At 62.5% G+C, this 16,133-nt stretch carries 16 protein-coding genes and 2 tRNA genes; 9 read left to right on the top strand and 9 right to left on the bottom strand.

Features of this window, described 5'->3' with window-relative positions:
• Positions 1 to 173: 173 nt before the first annotated feature.
• Positions 174 to 1,364 carry a tRNA epoxyqueuosine(34) reductase QueG gene (queG, locus tag ABIB91_RS26145; protein ID WP_354168505.1) on the bottom strand — a complete coding sequence of 397 codons (1,191 nt, stop codon included), beginning with the start codon at positions 1,362 to 1,364 and terminating at the stop codon, positions 174 to 176.
• Positions 1,313 to 2,005 carry a glutathione S-transferase family protein gene (locus tag ABIB91_RS26140; protein WP_007598553.1) on the bottom strand — a complete coding sequence of 231 codons (693 nt, stop codon included), beginning with the start codon at positions 2,003 to 2,005 and terminating at the stop codon, positions 1,313 to 1,315. Before ABIB91_RS26140 ends, queG begins: the two co-directional genes overlap by 52 nt.
• A 170-nt stretch (positions 2,006 to 2,175) precedes the next feature.
• Between ABIB91_RS26140 and ABIB91_RS26135 the strand changes: the two genes are divergently transcribed.
• Positions 2,176 to 2,982, top strand: coding sequence for an undecaprenyl-diphosphate phosphatase (locus ABIB91_RS26135; RefSeq protein ID WP_275168882.1), 807 nt, complete (start codon positions 2,176 to 2,178; stop codon positions 2,980 to 2,982).
• Positions 2,983 to 3,200: 218 nt separating this feature from the next.
• On the opposite strand, the gene ABIB91_RS26130 is transcribed toward ABIB91_RS26135, so the two are convergent.
• The gene (locus ABIB91_RS26130; protein WP_354168502.1) at positions 3,201 to 4,166 is read right to left on the bottom strand and encodes a complex I NDUFA9 subunit family protein; all 966 of its coding nucleotides are present in this window, start codon (positions 4,164 to 4,166) and stop codon (positions 3,201 to 3,203) included.
• Positions 4,167 to 4,329: 163 nt separating this feature from the next.
• On the opposite strand from ABIB91_RS26130, the gene ABIB91_RS26125 reads away from it, so the two are divergent.
• Positions 4,330 to 4,416 (top strand) — tRNA-Leu (locus ABIB91_RS26125).
• 299 nt (positions 4,417 to 4,715) lie between these two features.
• Here ABIB91_RS26125 and ABIB91_RS26120 read toward each other — a convergent pair.
• From ABIB91_RS26120 to ABIB91_RS26095, 6 genes are all read right to left on the bottom strand, one after another.
• Positions 4,716 to 5,201, bottom strand: coding sequence for a lysozyme inhibitor LprI family protein (locus ABIB91_RS26120; protein ID WP_354168500.1), 486 nt, complete (start codon positions 5,199 to 5,201; stop codon positions 4,716 to 4,718).
• Between the two features lie 67 nt (positions 5,202 to 5,268).
• On the bottom strand, positions 5,269 to 5,559 hold the full coding sequence (locus ABIB91_RS26115) for a hypothetical protein (RefSeq protein ID WP_354168498.1): 291 nt from the start codon (positions 5,557 to 5,559) through the stop codon (positions 5,269 to 5,271).
• 115 nt (positions 5,560 to 5,674) lie between these two features.
• A tRNA-OTHER gene (locus ABIB91_RS26110) sits at positions 5,675 to 5,751 on the bottom strand.
• Positions 5,752 to 5,947: 196 nt separating this feature from the next.
• Positions 5,948 to 6,565 carry a Fic family protein gene (locus ABIB91_RS26105; RefSeq protein WP_354168496.1) on the bottom strand — a complete coding sequence of 206 codons (618 nt, stop codon included), beginning with the start codon at positions 6,563 to 6,565 and terminating at the stop codon, positions 5,948 to 5,950.
• A gap of 10 nt (positions 6,566 to 6,575) precedes the next feature.
• Positions 6,576 to 6,764, bottom strand: coding sequence for a hypothetical protein (locus tag ABIB91_RS26100; protein WP_354168494.1), 189 nt, complete (start codon positions 6,762 to 6,764; stop codon positions 6,576 to 6,578).
• Between the two features lie 275 nt (positions 6,765 to 7,039).
• A complete protein-coding gene (locus ABIB91_RS26095; RefSeq protein ID WP_354168492.1) occupies positions 7,040 to 7,345 on the bottom strand; it encodes a hypothetical protein in 306 nt (101 codons plus the stop codon).
• 414 nt (positions 7,346 to 7,759) lie between these two features.
• Here ABIB91_RS26095 and ABIB91_RS26090 point away from each other — a divergent pair, with 414 nt between their 5' ends.
• The 7 genes from ABIB91_RS26090 to rpoN all read left to right on the top strand — a co-directional run bounded on the left by ABIB91_RS26090 (position 7,760) and on the right by rpoN (position 16,083).
• Positions 7,760 to 9,283, top strand: a complete 1,524-nt coding sequence (locus ABIB91_RS26090) for a hypothetical protein (protein WP_354168490.1) — start codon at positions 7,760 to 7,762, stop codon at positions 9,281 to 9,283.
• Positions 9,280 to 10,800, top strand: a complete 1,521-nt coding sequence (locus ABIB91_RS26085; protein ID WP_354168488.1) for a glycosyltransferase family protein — start codon at positions 9,280 to 9,282, stop codon at positions 10,798 to 10,800. The genes ABIB91_RS26090 and ABIB91_RS26085 overlap by 4 nt, the downstream gene beginning before the upstream one ends.
• A gap of 119 nt (positions 10,801 to 10,919) precedes the next feature.
• Positions 10,920 to 11,534 (top strand): ribonuclease D, encoded by a 615-nt coding sequence (locus ABIB91_RS26080; RefSeq protein WP_007598566.1) that lies wholly within the window; start codon positions 10,920 to 10,922, stop codon positions 11,532 to 11,534.
• 145 nt (positions 11,535 to 11,679) lie between these two features.
• Positions 11,680 to 12,405: an LPS export ABC transporter periplasmic protein LptC gene (lptC, locus tag ABIB91_RS26075; protein WP_354168486.1), complete on the top strand. Its 726-nt coding sequence runs from the start codon at positions 11,680 to 11,682 to the stop codon at positions 12,403 to 12,405.
• On the top strand, positions 12,402 to 13,130 hold the full coding sequence (locus tag ABIB91_RS26070) for an LptA/OstA family protein (RefSeq protein WP_354168484.1): 729 nt from the start codon (positions 12,402 to 12,404) through the stop codon (positions 13,128 to 13,130). The genes lptC and ABIB91_RS26070 overlap by 4 nt, the downstream gene beginning before the upstream one ends.
• Before the next feature lie 237 nt (positions 13,131 to 13,367).
• A complete protein-coding gene (gene lptB / locus ABIB91_RS26065) occupies positions 13,368 to 14,378 on the top strand; it encodes an LPS export ABC transporter ATP-binding protein (protein ID WP_354168482.1) in 1,011 nt (336 codons plus the stop codon).
• Positions 14,379 to 14,469: 91 nt separating this feature from the next.
• Positions 14,470 to 16,083 carry an RNA polymerase factor sigma-54 gene (rpoN, locus tag ABIB91_RS26060; protein WP_007598570.1) on the top strand — a complete coding sequence of 538 codons (1,614 nt, stop codon included), beginning with the start codon at positions 14,470 to 14,472 and terminating at the stop codon, positions 16,081 to 16,083.
• The last annotated feature ends 50 nt before the right edge of the window (positions 16,084 to 16,133 follow it).

The following is a 16,133-nucleotide window of genomic DNA, read 5'->3' as shown; positions in this document are numbered from 1 at the left end:
GAAATCAAGATGCTCAATCCTCATGGTGAGGAGGCGCGAAGCGCTCTCATCACAACAACGGTGACATCGCCCGGCTTGACCGGGCGATCCAGTACTCCGAGACGGCTGTGGTCCAGTCGAGACGCCGCGGCGTACTGGATGCCCCGCTTTCGCGGAGCATGACAGCGGAGGAACTAGGAGGCGGTGCGCCACTCCTCATGCACGCTTTCGTCGCGCTCGCCAACAATCGCATTCGTCCTGATCGTTTCGAGCTCATCCCGCGGCATCAACTGCCCTAGCGCCCACACCGCAGCCCCGCGCACCAGCGCGCTCTCATCCTCCAGCAATCGCCGCGCCTCGTCCGCCAGTGCCGCATCGCCGGAGTTGCCGATCGCGATCAGCACGTTGCGCAAAAAGCGCTCGCGGCCGATGCGCTTGACCGGAGACTTCGTGAACAGCGCACGAAACGCAGCGTCGTCGAGCCGTGCGAGCTCGGCGAGACCCGGCGCGCGCAAAACGTCACGTGCGGCGAGCTTGGCCTCGCGGCCCTCCTGCGCGAACTTGTTCCAGGGGCAGGCGGCGAGGCAATCATCGCAGCCATAGATGCGGTTGCCGATGTTTTTGCGAAATTCGCGCGGGATCGGTCCCTTGTTCTCGATGGTGAGATACGAGATGCATCGCCTTGCATCGAGCCTGTAGGGCGCGGGGAAGGCGGCGGTCGGGCAGATGTCGAGGCACGCCCGGCACGAGCCGCAATGATCGATCTCGGCGTCGTCGCGCGGCAGTTCCAGCGTGGTGTAGATCGCGCCGAGAAACAGCCAGGAGCCGAATTCGCGTGAGACCAGATTGGTATGCTTGCCCTGCCAGCCCAGATGCGCGGCTTGCGCCAGCGGCTTCTCCATCACGGCCGCGGTGTCGACGAACACCTTCACTTCGCAAGGCTTCACCTCACAAGTTGAGGTCGCGACCAGCCATCGCGCCAGTGCCTTCAGGCGCTTCTTGATGAGGTCGTGATAGTCGTCGCCTTGCGCATAGACCGAGATCGCCGCGCGCGTGCGCTGTTGCAGGATCGCGAGCGGATCCTGATCGGGTCCGTAATTGACGCCGAGCATGATGACGCTGCGCACGTCCTGCCACAGCCCGCGCGGATCGACCCGGCGCTCCGGCTGCGCGGCGAGCCAGTCCATGTCGCCATGGCCGCCGGATGCGATGAACTCGAGGAAATGTTTTCCGGCGCTTTCGATCGTGCCGGGCTCCGTGATGCCGATGCAATCGAAGCCGAGCGCACGTGCCTCGTTTGCAAGCGCCGTCTTCAGTTCGGTCGGATCGGAATTCAGAAGTCGAGGTCCACGTAGGTCCGCGACGCCGGCACGCCGGCCAGCCATTCGCTCAACAGCGGACGGAACGACGGGCGGGATTTCACCCGTGCGTACCACGCCTTTGCCGCGTCGTCCTCGCTCCATGGCACGTCGCCCAGATAGTCGATCGCCGAGAGGTGCGCCGCGGCGGCGAGATCCGCGTAGCTGAGCCGGTCGCCGGCGAGGAAATTACGCGTCTGCGCCAGCCAGCCGATATAGGCCAGATGATAGCGCACATTTGCCTTGGCGGCGCGCATCACGTCGGCCGAGGGCGGTCCGCCGCCGTTGTCCTCGCTCATGAAGCGCTTGTAGATGCGCTCGGTGACGAGCGGGTGAGAGACTTCCTCGAAAAACTTTTCGTTGAACCAGGCCATCAGCCGGCGGACCTCGACGCGCTCGCCGATCGTGTCCGGCATCAGGCGCTTCAGTCCCATCTCGGAGCCATAGGCCTCGTCGACATATTCGGCGACGATCGCCGCGCCCGGGATCGGCGGCTGCTCGTCGTCCACCAGGACGGGCGTCGTGCCCGCCGCATTGAGCAGCAGAAATGCTTCGCGCCGCTCCCAGCTGCGCTCTTCGATCAACTTCAGCTCAAGCCCGTATTCTCCCGCGATCAGGCGAATGAATCGCGAGTGCGGGCAGAACGGATGATGAAACAGCGTAAACATGAAGCCTTTGACTATGTGATGGTGCTTAAGAATCCATCAATGTTTTGTGCGGCGCCACACTAGTCATTCAAAACCGCGAAGCAAGGGCGCGACGCCGCATTTTGCGATTGCAGCAAGGGAGCGGATGGGCGAGAAGATCCCCGCTTTTCCAGCCGAAATGGACCGTAAATATGTCAGATGCAATCCGGGCAGTGATCCTCGGCATCATCGAGGGTGTGACCGAGTTCCTTCCTGTATCCTCGACCGGCCATTTGCTGCTTGCGGAGCGCTTTTTCCATCTCGGCGAGGGCGCGTTCTGGGATTCGTTTACGGTCCTGATCCAGCTCGGCGCGATCCTCGCGATCGTCGTGTTGTACTTCAAGAAATTGTGGGACGTCGCGATCGGCATGTTCACGGGCGACGCCTATGCGCGCCGCTTCGTGATTGGCGTCCTGGTGGCGTTCCTGCCCGCGGTCATCGTCGGTCTCGTCGCCGGCAAATACATCAAGAGCATGCTGTTCAATCCATGGGTGGTGTGCTTCTCGCTGATCGTCGGGGGCGCCATCCTGCTCTGGGTCGATAAGCTCGATCTCAAGGCGCGCGAGCACGACGCCACCCGGTTTCCGTTGCTGATGTATCTCTATATCGGCATCGCGCAGTGCATCGCGATGATCCCGGGCGTGTCGCGCTCCGGTGCCAGCATCGTCGCGGCGATGTTCCTGGGGGCCGACAAGCGCGCGGCGGCGGAGTTCTCGTTCTTCCTCGCCATTCCCACCATGATTGGCGCGTTCGCCTACGATTTCTACAAGAACCGCTCCGAGATGACGATGGACCACATGGGCATCGTCGCGATCGGCTTCGTGGTGTCGTTCGTCACCGCGATCATCGTGGTGAAGACGTTCCTGGAATACGTCACCCGCCACGGCTTCGTCGTGTTCGCCTGGTGGCGCGTGATCGTCGGCACGCTCGGCCTGATCGCGCTGGCGCTGGGGCGGTAAACTTCCGAGGACGTCGACGCGCTCAGAAGCGGAGATTCTCGCGACTGTGAGATTCGCACCAAGCCCGCGGTGCACTCCCTCGCCCCGTTCTTACGGGGAGAGGGTTGGGGTGAGGGGCCTCTCTCCAGACGTGAGATCGCGGTGGGACCTGTACCCCCTCACCCGGATCGCAAGGGCGATCCGACCTCTCCCCGCAAGCGGGGAGAGGTGAAAAATACCTACGCGCTCTTGCGCTGGAATTGCCCGGCGGCGCGGAAGCGCCAGAGATATTGCGGGGCGATCGCTTCGAGCGAATCGGGCGTGATGCCGAGGCCTTCCAGCGTTAGCCCAGCGGCCTTCGCCGCATCCGACACCACATTGTCGCGCGCGAGCAGCGTGACCTGGTCCGGCGTCAGCTTCAGCGCGCCCGGCGCGAATTGCAGGAAGTTGGCCTTGAAGCGGGCGAGGCCAAACGGCAGCGGCACCAGCATCGGCTTGCGATCGGCGATCTCGAGAATGGCCTCGATGATCTCGCGCATGGTCAGCACTTCCGGGCCGCCGAGCTCGTAGATCGCGCCCGCCTTGGCCTTGCCGTCGACGGCATCCGCGACCGCGGTGGCGACGTCGCCGACATAGACCGGCTGCATTTTCGTGTCGCCGCCGATCAGCGGCAGCACCGGCGACATCCGGGCCAGCGCCGCGAAGCGGTTGGTGAACTGGTCTTCGGGACCGAACATCACGGAGGGGCGGAAGATCGTGGCCGACGGCAGCGCGGCCAGGACTGCGGCTTCGCCGGCCGCCTTGGCCCTGGCATAGCGCGAGGGCGATTCCGCGTCGGCGCCGATCGCCGAGACATGGATCAATTGTGCCCCGGCGGCGGCCGCCGCCTTGGCGATGGTCTCGGCGCCCTTGGCCTGGACGGCGTCAAAACTCTGCGCGCCGCCCTCGGCGAGGATGCCGACCAGATTGATCACGACATGCGAATCACGCAGCGCCGCCTCGATCGAGGCCGGATAGCGCACGTTGGCCTGCACGGTGTGGACCTGCCCGACCTTGCCGGAGGGCTGGAGGTACCCGGCCAACTCCGGCCGCCGCACCGCGACCCGGACCCGGTAGTCGCGCCGGCACAGTGCGCGGACGACATTCCGGCCCAAAAACCCCGATCCGCCGAAAACCGTGACGAGCGTGTCCAGATTCGATGCCATGGGATCCATTCCTGGGGTCCATATCCTGCGGGAAGAGTGCGTCTCGTCAGGCTTGTATCGGGCCGGTTTGCGATGCGCAATCCGCATCCCGAAGCGGGGTTCAAGCATGAATTGACAACCGCGTCACCGAACCGTAGTAACCGCCTCCGTGCCTAACCGGCATGCCCAGGTGGTGGAATTGGTAGACGCGCTGGCTTCAGGTGCCAGTGGCTTAACGGCCGTGAAGGTTCGAGTCCTTTCCTGGGCACCATCTCCTACTCAAGCGATTGAAATCGCTTTTGCAGGGAATTGAGCTGCTGACCGGTACACAAAACCGAGGCACGGCGCTCATGGCGTACCGAATGGCCTAAATCGCTCGTCGGGTCGGCTGGGATCGCAGGCGATCTGGAGGCGGCTGGCTTCAGTCGCTCAGGCAAGCGCTACGCGCCGACAGCCTTGCCCGGATGCTAGGTGAGCTATGAACGACGTCCACCGCGCTCGCGGCCGAAGCCGTCGTCGCTATGTGGGAAAAGGTCGGCAAAGCTGATGACCCCAAGCGCCTAAGAGGTCTCAGTGCTCGTTGACCGCAGCGCCGAGCTTGATCAGGCTCAGCGAGCGGTTCGCGGTCTCGCGCAGGCGGCAGTAGCTCGCGTCGCCCGGGTACATGCCGGGCTCGACCTTGTCGAAGACCGCGCAGAAGCGATCACGCGAGGCGGCGAAAGTTTTCTGCGAGTCATTGACCGCCTTGATCGCGTCGGCGAACCCGCCGGCCTGAACCTTCTTTAGCGCCTCACTGGTTTTCTGCGTCCAAATGGCGAGTTCGCGCGCCGCGCAGGCTTTCCATTTGGCGACGTCGTCATTCGCGCCCTTTGCCGCTTTGATGCAGGGGTCGGCGACGAGCCCGACGCACGCGCCGCCGAAATCGCCGGTTTTCTCCGCAGTCTTCAGGCAGCCATCGATCACCGCAAGCTCGGCTGGCGCGATGCCTTGGGCGAAAGCCATCGATGCCAGCGGCAGGCTTGCGGCGAGCATCGCGGCGGCAAGTTTGAGCTTCATTGGAAATCTCCGTTCGGCGCATCGAAAATCTGGAACACAATACCACTGCGAGCAAATGAAGCTGCTCTTACTCACCCGGTTTCGCGGCAGTGGAAGGGCTATTGGCAGAGGGCGGTTGCTTCTCGGTAGTTAGAATACGAATATTCTTTCCACTCGCACCTAGCCGAACCTTGCGAGCTTCCTCGAAACGCTGCCTGACTGCGGGCTCGTCGTTTAAGCGCGCTTGTATGAACTTGCTCAACGCCTCGCGGATTACCTCCGTTGCTGGCGCCTTGAAATGAGCAACACAAAAGTCTGCCAAATCGCTGGCTAAAGGCTCGCCCAAATCCAGTCGAAAACCTTTGGACTTCTCGGTCAACTTCCACCTGCTGTACAGCGCTGTACATTACTGTACATTTTTATTGCCAACTGAGTCGACTCATGGCAAGGTCTCGATGTAAAGAAAAAGGCCCCCGCAAGGGAGCCTTTTTAGATGGCGCGGACGACCCGACTCGAACGGGCACCTGAGGGATACGAAACCGCACGCTCTATCCAGTTGAGCTACGTCCGCAGACCACCGAAACGCCTCGCCGATTCGCACTCGGCGGGGCGTTCTCTTTTTACGCGGTATTAACCGCGTCTGTCTATGATTAGACCCAGTTCCTGAACCAAATACTAAATGTGGGGGATCGCAGGGGCAGGCCCGCGCCTGTTGTTGAGCCAAGTATCAGTGAGTCCTCAGGGATTCCCAATCGAAAAAAATCACCTCAGCCGGGAATCTGAACGCCGTCAGCGGCATCAATGATGCTCAGCAATTGCTTTGCGAGCATGGAGCGTATCATCTCTTCCATCTCGCTTATATCTTCAGCGCCGTTCACTGCGGCAGCATCAGCCGCTTCCAACGCCTCTATGTAGTGACTGTTATCTGCTTCTATCTGCTGAGGAATGGTTGGAGAACCAGGCAGCACATAGCCCAGTTTAATGCCAAGCAGCGCATACGAGAGGGCTCTCGACGTGCGGCCGTTACCATCACTGAAAGGGTGTATCCAATTCAGACGCCACATGGCGTATGCCGCTAGATAAAACGCGGTCTTCTCGTGCCAATTGTCGTTTATAAATTCACAAAACTCAGTGAGATGGGCCTGCACCAAATGCGGCGGCGGCGGCGTATGGTTGCTCTTGTTGATTCCAACCGGACCTGTCCGAATCTTACCAGCTTCGGCCTCAATTCCCTCGACGGCTTCTTTTTGAAGGTCCAAAATCAAAGGAACCCGAAGGGCAAACGGCCTTTCGGGTTCCAAATAGTACCGGATTACGTCTACAGTCAGATCATATTGGCGGAAACCATTCTCGATTTCTCGCTTCGTATTGTGATCGCCTGCCACGATGTACCCGCTAAGCGTGATGGACGCTCTCCTCGCGAAGGCTGCGGGCAATTTCGTCCACTAGTTCGCGCGTCACGTTGCTGTTTTCGATCTTCGTGTTTCCGTACACGAAGCTGTTTCGTTGCTCGTTGCGCTGCTCGTCGTTCATGTGAACGCCCTTTGCTAGCTCGACAAGCCTAGAAAGGTTGCGGTCGCTCATTTTCAGCCTCGTAGGTGATTTGGTACTTTGGAACGTACAGTGTACGTAGTTGGTTGCCAATGTTATAATATTTAGTCCGATGGTTTTGTAGTGGTGGTGATGCATTTGCGCCTATAACGCCTTTGTACCTCCTTACTAAGGTAACTCCGGACTAGCGATTTTCCAAAGCATGTACTGCCCCGGCCCCTGTTCGCACCGAGCCAGCCCGTTTCCCGCTGAGGCCGAAGGGCGCCCCGACCCGCTTTGACATGATCCGCAAGAGCCGCTGATCGCTCTTATCCAAGGCCCGCTCCCACTAGAAGCTCCAAGGTGATATCGCAGCTGGTAAGCGGCTCTGCGGCTTGGCGGAGGATGCTGAGCACGATCCGGGACATTTGCCCTCGGTTGCTCCAATCCTTCGGCGGCCGAAAGGCTTTCGGCTTAATGGTCTCAACCTGAAAATCCGAGTCAAACTGGACGATGGTGGCGTCCAGGCTTTCGAGGTCCAGAACCATCTTCCGAAGGGCTTCATGGGTCCGTTCGATATCCCCGGCCAATTCGGCCCGGCGCTTCATCAGCCCGCTCAGAACAATCTCGATCACGACGCCGTCCTGTGAAATTAATTTCACGGGAGTCTAGTGATACCGGCAGTATTGCCGCCAGCCGGTCTAAGGTGAGTTTGCTACCTAATGCCGCTTGGAATGGTATCGACCGGACGCCACGAGCTCGTTCATCACGCTCTCGAGCGTCTCTCCTAAATCGGCGCTCACAGCCATACCGGAACCTCCGTTCGACCTCTAATAACTATTATTGGACGCTGGAATTTTCAAGTCTAAACAGCTGCTTGAAAGCTTCGGAAGCCCGCCCTCCAGCCGAATTTATTCCGCCAAACCCCTCGATTGCACGATCCAAATTTACCCCACTTTAGACAAACTGGCCCTAAGTCAGCCGGCAGGCTCGCATCCGGCCGTCGGCGAGCGCGGAGCCATCGGGCTCGCTTTGTCGTGAGGGAAGCGGTGGATCAGCACCAAGTCTGGCACGAGCCGGCATTCGACAAGGTTGCGAACGCGATCAGCCCGTTTTTCCTGAGATCGGGGATTTATCTGTTCCTGATCTCGTTCATCTGCCTGTTCTACGTCTTGAACGCGCCGCTTCTGCTCGGTCATTACGATCTGGGCTGGCATCTGGCGGCCGGAGATCTCATCCGGGAACGCAACGCACTCCCGCTCGAGGACCCATGGTCGTTCACCCATGGCGACAAGCCTTGGCTCAATCTGTCCTGGCTCTGGGACGCGCTTGCCAGTGCGACGTTTCAATACGCAGGCTTTGGCGGCCTCGTCCTGCTGACGGCGGCCTGCGGCGCGGCGATCGTCGGCATCCTGACCGCGATCTCTCTTGGCTACGGCGCGTCGGCGATCGCGGTCTGCGTTTCGGTCTTCTTGGCCTGCCTGCTCTATCCCGCTTACGAAGCTTCGCCGAACATGTATCTCGCGGTCTCGCCGAATACATGCACGATGTTGTTCTGCGTCGTCTTCTATCGCGAATGCCTGCGACGAACGCGATGGTTCGTGCTTCCCCTGTTGATGGTGCTCTGGGCCAATCTGCACGGCGGTTTTCTGCTCGGCTTTTTCGTGATCGGCGTCTTCTGCGGCGCCGCCGTGCTTAGAGGGGCCTGGGCCGATCTCAGGATCCTTGCTCTCGCGGGCATCGGGTGCCTTGCCGCGACCTTCGTCAATCCGCTCGGCTGGAATATCTATGCCGGTGCCGCCGCAACGATGGGGCACTTCGTCCAGGGCAATATCGGCGAATGGCTGTCTTACTATCACAACATGGAAATGCCGGGCAGCATTCCCGGCATCCTGTACATGTTGGCCTTTGTCGCGCTCGAGCTCCGCTACAGAAACTCCAGGCCCATCCCGCTCGAGCCGAGATTGATGTCCTGGCTGTTCCTGATTCTGGGGCTGTATCAGTTCAGGTACATCGCTTTCTTCTTCATCTTCTCGACCGCACCGATGGCGCTTCACCTCAGCCGCTTGCTGCCTCGGCGTCTCACTGCGCTTGACGTGCGTGGACCGTTGCTGGCCGCGGGCATCGTCGGTCTCGGCACCCTGCCGATGGTCTATTTGCGCGTGGCGCCGGCGCTCGCGCTTCCGCCGATGCTGTCGAGCGAAGATGCCGGCTACCTGCGAGAACATCTCGCAGGTCGGCGGGTCCTGAACAATTGGAACGTCGGCGGCTACCTGATCTTCGCGACGCACGGCACCGTCCCCCCATTCGTCGATGGTCGCGCCGCGACCGCCTATCCGGACGATTTGCTGCGCGACTATTTCAAGCTGGTGAGCTGGGAGATCGACGAAGCCGCGTGGGACATGGTGCTCGATAAATACCGGATCGACGCCGTGCTGTGGGTCAAGGCGCACCAACAGCTGCGGGAGTTTCTGGTGAAGCGGCGAGGCTGGCGCGAGCAATACACCGGCGCTTACGAGACCGTTTACGTCAGGCCCCACTCCGGTTTGGCCGGCGACACCAAACGACAATGACCACCAGCGCCGCGGCTCTGCCCGACATCGCGCCCGCCGTCAGAGCCGAGAGCTTCGCGACGCGGTACGGTGCCTTGTGCGCATTGCTGCTGCTGGCTGCGGCAGTCCGGCTGCCGCTCGCCTTCTGGCCGAACATCGTTCACGTCGACGAGCTGTATCAATATCTCGAGCCGGCCTGGCGCCTGCTTGGCCACCAAGGGGTCGTCACCTGGGAATGGCGCGACGGTATCCGGAGCTGGTTTCTGCCGACCTTGTTCGCAGGGCCGGTCGCTCTGGGGGACTGGCTTGCGCCGGGCGGGTGGGGCGCCTTCGTCGTGCCTCGCCTGGTGGTCGGGCTTGCCTCGTTGTCGATCGTCGTGACGGCCTGGCATTTCGGCGAACGCATCTCCAGATCGCATGCCGTCGTCGCGGCGTTTGCCGCCGCGGTCTGGTTTGAGCTGGTCTACTACGCGCCCCACACGCTGAGCGAACCGCTGGCGACGGCCGTGATCCTGCCGGCGGCCTATCTGCTGACGGGCGAACTCGCGCGAAACCGGCTCTTCACCGCAGGCGCACTGCTTGCTCTCGCCTGTGTCTGGCGCTTTCAATATGTACCGGCTTGTGCGGTGTTTGCGTTGGCGGCGTGCTGGCGCGACCTGCGAAACGCGATTGCGCTGGTCGCGGGCGCTTGCATCGTCCTGGTGCTGTCCGGCGCCCTCGACCTGGCCCACGGCTCAGCGCCGTTTGCGTGGCTCGTCCAGAATATTCAGCAAAACCTCCTGCATGACCGGGCATCGGAATTCGGTGACGCGCCGGCGGCCGCGTACGTTCTGCAGGCTTCAATTCTGTGGTCGGGCGCGACGCTGCTGATGCTGCTGGCGCTCTGGCGCGGCTGGCGACATGCCCCCCTGCTGATCGTCGCGGCCGTCGTGAACGTCGCGTTTCACAGCATGATCGTGCACAAGGAATACCGTTTCATTTTCCTGTCGATCGCTCTGCTGATCATCGCGGCGGCGCTTGGCTCCGCCGATTGGGTCGAGATGATGCGCCGGCAAAGCGCGTGGCGCTCCCGGGCACTCGCCGTCGTATGTGGCGGCTGGCTGCTGCTCTCGCTCGGTCTGTCGGGCGCTACGCTCATCATGCGTGACAACTGGATGCGCGGCATCGGCGTGGCCCAGTTGATGGCGGAGCTCGAGGCCGATCCTGAAGCCTGCGGTCTGGCCCTCTACGCGATCAACTATCCCTTTGTGCCCGGACGCGGGCAGCTCGCGGCCCGCAAGCCGATCTATTCCTTTTATCGGGACGACCCCCTGGCCAAGGGACGCCTTCCGGCTGTGGTGCAGACGCACCAGGCCGGGTTCAACCGCATCATCGGGCCGGCGAGCGTGGCCAGCGAATTGCCGGCAGATTTCTCGCAACGAAGTTGCGCGATGATGAGCGATGACAAGCCGGCCTGCGTCTTCGCTCGACGCGGCGCTTGCGATGCGCCCGCCAGCCCGTTCGCCACCAACGACGTGCTCGTGCGCCTGAATTACTAGCCGCGCCTGATGCTTGCGCCGGCGGCTGCCAGCGGATACATCGCGGCCGGCCCTCGCCAGCATCTGTCCCGGGGATTAGCTTGCAAAAGCGCACCGATTCGATTGAGGTTTGAAACGCCATGACCGTACGCCTGCACCGCGGCGACCTGCCCGATCTGTCCCGCTACACCGGAGCGGTGGCGATCGACACCGAGACCATGGGCCTGAACCCGCATCGTGACCGGCTCTGCGTGGTGCAGCTCTCGCCCGGCGACGGCAGCGCAGACGTGGTGCAGATCCCCAAGGGTCATACCGACGCGCCGAACCTGAAGGCCCTGCTGGCCAATCCCGCGAACACGAAAATCTTCCACTTTGCGCGGTTCGACGTCGCGGTGCTGTACCAGACGTTTGGCGTCATGACCGGGCCGATCTACTGCACCAAGATCGCCTCCCGCCTGATCCGCACCTATACCGACCGCCATGGCCTCAAGGACCTCGTGCGCGAGGTGCTCAATGTCGACCTCTCCAAGCAGCAGCAATCGAGCGATTGGGGTTCCGACAGCCTGACCGAGCCGCAGCTCGCCTACGCCGCCTCCGACGTGCTGCATCTGCACGGCTTGCGCGAGCGGCTCGATGCCATGCTGGCGCGGGAAGGCCGCACCGCGCTGGCCAAGGCCTGTTTCGACTTCCTGCCGACCCGTGCTTTGCTCGATCTCCAGGGTTGGGCCGAAGAGGACATTTTCGCGCATTCCTAGCGTTTCGCGTCGCGGCCGGGTTGGGGCGGTCGCCCCGTTTCAGACACTTTCGTAACGGCCTGTCGCTGGCTGCATATTTTGGCGTTGCCGGCTACAATGGGGCGCCCGCCAGCCGGACCAGGCGAGCGACACCTCAGGAGCCCAGGTGAATTCGGCCCATCATGTCACCTATGATGCCGCGCTTGCGGCGAAGTTCGCCAGCGCGGCGCGCCACAGCCGCCTGGTGCGGATTCTGCGCGTCGCGGTGCCGGCGACAGTGGCTGCGGCAATGGGTCTGCTCGTCCTTATCTCGACCATTTTCAACCCGTTCCAGATCCCCGTGAAGCTCGACTCCGGAAATCTCGTGGTCACAGGCACCAAGATCACGATGGAATCGCCGCATATGTCCGGCTTTACTCCGGACCAACGGCCCTACGAGCTCTGGGCCAAGACCGCGACCCAGGACATCACCGATCCCGATCATGTCGATCTCCATGATTTGCGCGCGAAAGTGCTGATGGAAGACCAATCGACCCTGTTTCTCGATGCCCGCACCGGAAGATTCGACAACAAGCAGCAGCAGCTCGACCTGCACAAGGACATCTTCCTGCGCACCTCGACCGGCTATGAGGCGCGGCTGAACTCGGCCTTCGTCGACATGGGCAAGGGCACGGTCTCCTCGGATGAGCATGTCGACGTCAAGCTGACCAACGGAACGCTGACCGCCGATCGGCTGCGGATCACGGAGGGCGGCGACGTCATCCGCTTCGAAGGCAATGTGGTGATGCACCTCGACAAGCTGGACGATCCCGCCGCCAGCGCGCCCGCGCCGGTCGAGCCCACGCCGCCGCCGGCGGCGAAGTCCAAGAACAAATCCGCGAATTCAAAATGATTCTCATGACCCATCTTCATCTGAGCAAGCGTCGCATTGCTGTCAGTGTAGCGACGCTTGTCTCCGGTCTCTTGCTGCTCACTGCAGATGCGGCGCACGCACAGAGCTCGGCGAGCGTGCCCAACGCGATGCAGGGTTTTTCGCAGAACCGCGATCAGCCGATCCAGATCGACGCTGCATCGCTCGAGATGCGCGACAAGAAAAAGGAGGCGACCTTCTCGGGCAACGTGAAGGTCGTGCAGGGCGATACCACCATGACCTCGAAGACGCTGGTGGTGTTCTACGAATCGGGTGGTGACAAGCCGGCGACGCCGCAGCCTGCGGCAGCAAAGGGTGCGAAGGCGGCGCCGATCCAGTCGGCGACACCGGGCCCGGGCGGTAGCTCCTCGATCAAGCGGCTGGAGGCACGCGGCAATGTCGTGGTCACCCAAAAGGACCAGGTGGTGACCGGCGAGACCGCGGTGTTCGATACGAAGACCAATCTCATCACCATGCTCGGCGGAGCTGGGAGCCAGGTCGTGCTGACCCAGTGCCAGAACGTGCTGCGCGGCGACCGCCTCCTGGTCGACATGACCACGGGCGTCTCCAGGGTGGAGTCGGACAGCGGAAGGGTGCAAGGCCTGTTCATCCAGTCCCAGGGCGGACAGAACGGCAAATGCGGGACGCCGGTGGCCCCGGGCGCGGCCCCGCCTTTGCAGTTGCCCGGCGGAAACAAGCCAAAGTAAATTCCGTTCGCGATTTCAACGCCTTGATCTGGAGACTCCCGATCCGAGGTTGAAGCTTGCCCGGCGAGACTGTATCTAGCGCGAAGGGCTTTCGAAGCGGGGTTCGCCGCTTTTCGGGCGTGTTTCACTGGGCATGAGACATGCCTTCATTCATGCTGCGTCGGCGAATCCTGAGGCCGGCGCGGGCAGATCGCGCGAAAACCGCGCAGGATCGTCGCGAAAGGCTAGAAGGCGGGGATGGTCGATCTCTTCAGCATGTTCCGTCGGCGCCCCGCCAAACGCGGCCGGCCAGGATTTGCGCGCCAGGACATCACCGCGCTCGGTGACAGCGTCGGCGGCCTCGTGGCCAGCCCGGTCAGGGACGCGCCGCCGATCGCCCGGAACCAGCCGATGCATGCGCCCGATCAGTTCCAAGGGGACTATCAAGGCGACTATGAGGCCGAGCCGCCCCGGGCCCAGGCGGTTCATCCCGTGAGGTCTGCCGGCAGGACCAACGGTTCCGGCGGGCCTCAGCTCTTGAAGCGGCCGGGCTTCCTGGCTGTGCATAGCGTGGAAAAGAGTTTTGGCAGCCGCCAAGTCGTGCGCGGCGTCAGCATCTATGTGCGCCGCGGCGAAGCGGTCGGCCTGCTCGGGCCCAACGGCGCCGGCAAGACCACCGTGTTCTACATGATCACCGGCCTGATCAAGGCCGATCGCGGCGCCATCGAGCTCGACGGCCACGACGTCACCAAGCTGCCGATGTATCAGCGCGCACGGCTCGGCATCGGCTATCTGCCGCAGGAAGCCTCGATCTTCCGCGGTCTCACCGTCGAGCAGAACATCCGCGCCGTGCTCGAAGTGGTCGAGCCCTCGCGCAAGAAGCGCGAGCAGCAGCTCGACTCGCTGCTCGACGAATTCAACATCACGCGCCTGCGGAAATCGCCGTCGATCGCGCTGTCCGGCGGCGAGCGGCGCCGCGTCGAGATCGCGCGCGCGCTGGCGACGCGTCCGAACTACATGCTGCTCGACGAGCCCTTTGCCGGCATCGATCCGATCGCGGTCGGCGACATCCAGGACCTCGTCCGCCACCTCACCAACCGCGGCATCGGCGTGCTGATCACCGACCACAATGTGCGCGAGACGCTCGGCCTCACCGATCGCGCCTACATCGTCTATGCCGGGGAAATCCTGACCGAGGGCAGCCCGGATGAGATCGTCGCCGATCCGGACGTGCGCCGCCTTTACCTTGGCGAGGAATTCCGCCTCTAGCCCGTTTTTCCATTTCGTCAAGACGTGTACATCGGGCTCGGACTAAGATAAGCAAAAATCGGACCAACTTTTTGGGATCGGTTCTTGCTTCATGGCGCTTTCGCAGAGATTAGAGTTCCGGCAATCGCAGTCGCTAGTCATGACGCCGCAGTTGATGCAGGCGATCAAGCTGCTGCAATTGTCCAACCTCGATCTCACGACGTTCGTCGAAGAGGAACTCGAGCGTAACCCGTTGCTGGAACGGGCCAACGACGAGCCGCCCGTGGGCGAGGGCCCGGCCGAGACCGGCCAGTTCAACGACAGCGATGGCGGCCACAACGACGAGCCGGGCGGCGGCCCGGGCGAAGCCTTCGAGCCCGGCCAGGAAGAGTGGATGAGCAAGGATCTCGGCACCCGCGCCGAGATCGAGCAGACCATGGACACCGGGCTGGACAACGTCTTCTCCGAGGAACCCGCCGAAGCGGCCGCGCGCAACGCCCAGGATGCGGCGCCGACCACCTATACCGAATGGGGCGGCGGCGCCTCCGGTGACGAGGACTACAATCTCGAAGCCTTCGTCGCCGCGGAGACCACGCTCGGCGACCATCTCGCCGAGCAGCTCTCGGTTGCCTTCACCGGCGCAGCGCAGCGCATGATCGGCCAGTATTTGATCGACCTCGTCGACGAGGCCGGCTATCTGCCCCCGGATCTCGGCCAGGCCGCCGAACGGCTGGGCGCATCGCAGCAGGATGTCGAGAACGTTCTTGCCGTGCTGCAAAAATTCGATCCGCCCGGCGTCTGCGCGCGCAATTTGAGCGAATGCCTGGCGATCCAGCTCCGCGAGCTCGACCGTTACGATCCCGCGATGCAGGCCCTGGTCGAGCATCTCGATCTCCTCGCCAAGCGCGACGTCGCGGCCTTGCGCAAGCTCTGCGGCGTCGACGACGAGGACATCGCCGACATGATCGGCGAGATCCGCCGGCTCAATCCCAAGCCCGGCATGAAGTTCGGTACGGCCCGGCTCCAGACCATGGTGCCCGATGTCTATGTCCGCCCGGGCCCCGATGGCGGCTGGCATGTCGAGCTCAACAGCGACACCTTGCCGCGCGTGCTGGTCAACCAGACCTACTATTCGCAGCTCTCGAAGAAGATCGGCAAGGACGGCGACAAATCGTATTTCACCGACGCGCTTCAGAACGCGACCTGGCTGGTGCGTGCGCTCGACCAGCGCGCTCGCACCATCCTGAAAGTCGCAACCGAGATCGTGCGCCAGCAGGACGGCTTCTTCACCCATGGCGTGGCGCATCTGCGACCGCTGAATCTGAAGGCCGTCGCCGACGCCATCCAGATGCATGAATCCACGGTGTCGCGCGTCACCGCCAACAAATACATGGCGACCAATCGCGGCACGTTCGAGCTGAAATATTTCTTCACGGCCTCGATCGCCTCGGCCGATGGCGGCGAGGCGCATTCGGCCGAAGCCGTGCGTCACCACATCAAGCTGCTGATCGATGCGGAGGCGCCGTCCGCGATCCTGTCCGACGACACCATCGTGGAACGCTTGCGCGGCTCGGGCATTGATATCGCCCGCCGCACGGTCGCGAAGTACCGCGAAGCCATGCGCATTCCTTCCTCGGTGCAACGCCGTCGCGACAAGCAGAGCGCTCTTGGTAACGTCCTCTCCACCGCCATGGCCGATCGCTCCCGCAATCCCGAACCGGCCTGATTGCGTCGGCGCCAAATCGCGCTACTCTCGATCCGCTATCGGGCCCGATC

The sequence above is a fragment of the Bradyrhizobium sp. JR4.3 genome, from assembly GCF_040547695.1.
GTDB classification, from domain to species: domain Bacteria; phylum Pseudomonadota; class Alphaproteobacteria; order Rhizobiales; family Xanthobacteraceae; genus Bradyrhizobium; species Bradyrhizobium canariense.
The sequence above is the reverse complement of the archived record's forward strand: the minus strand, read 5'-3'. Positions and strand labels throughout refer to the sequence as shown.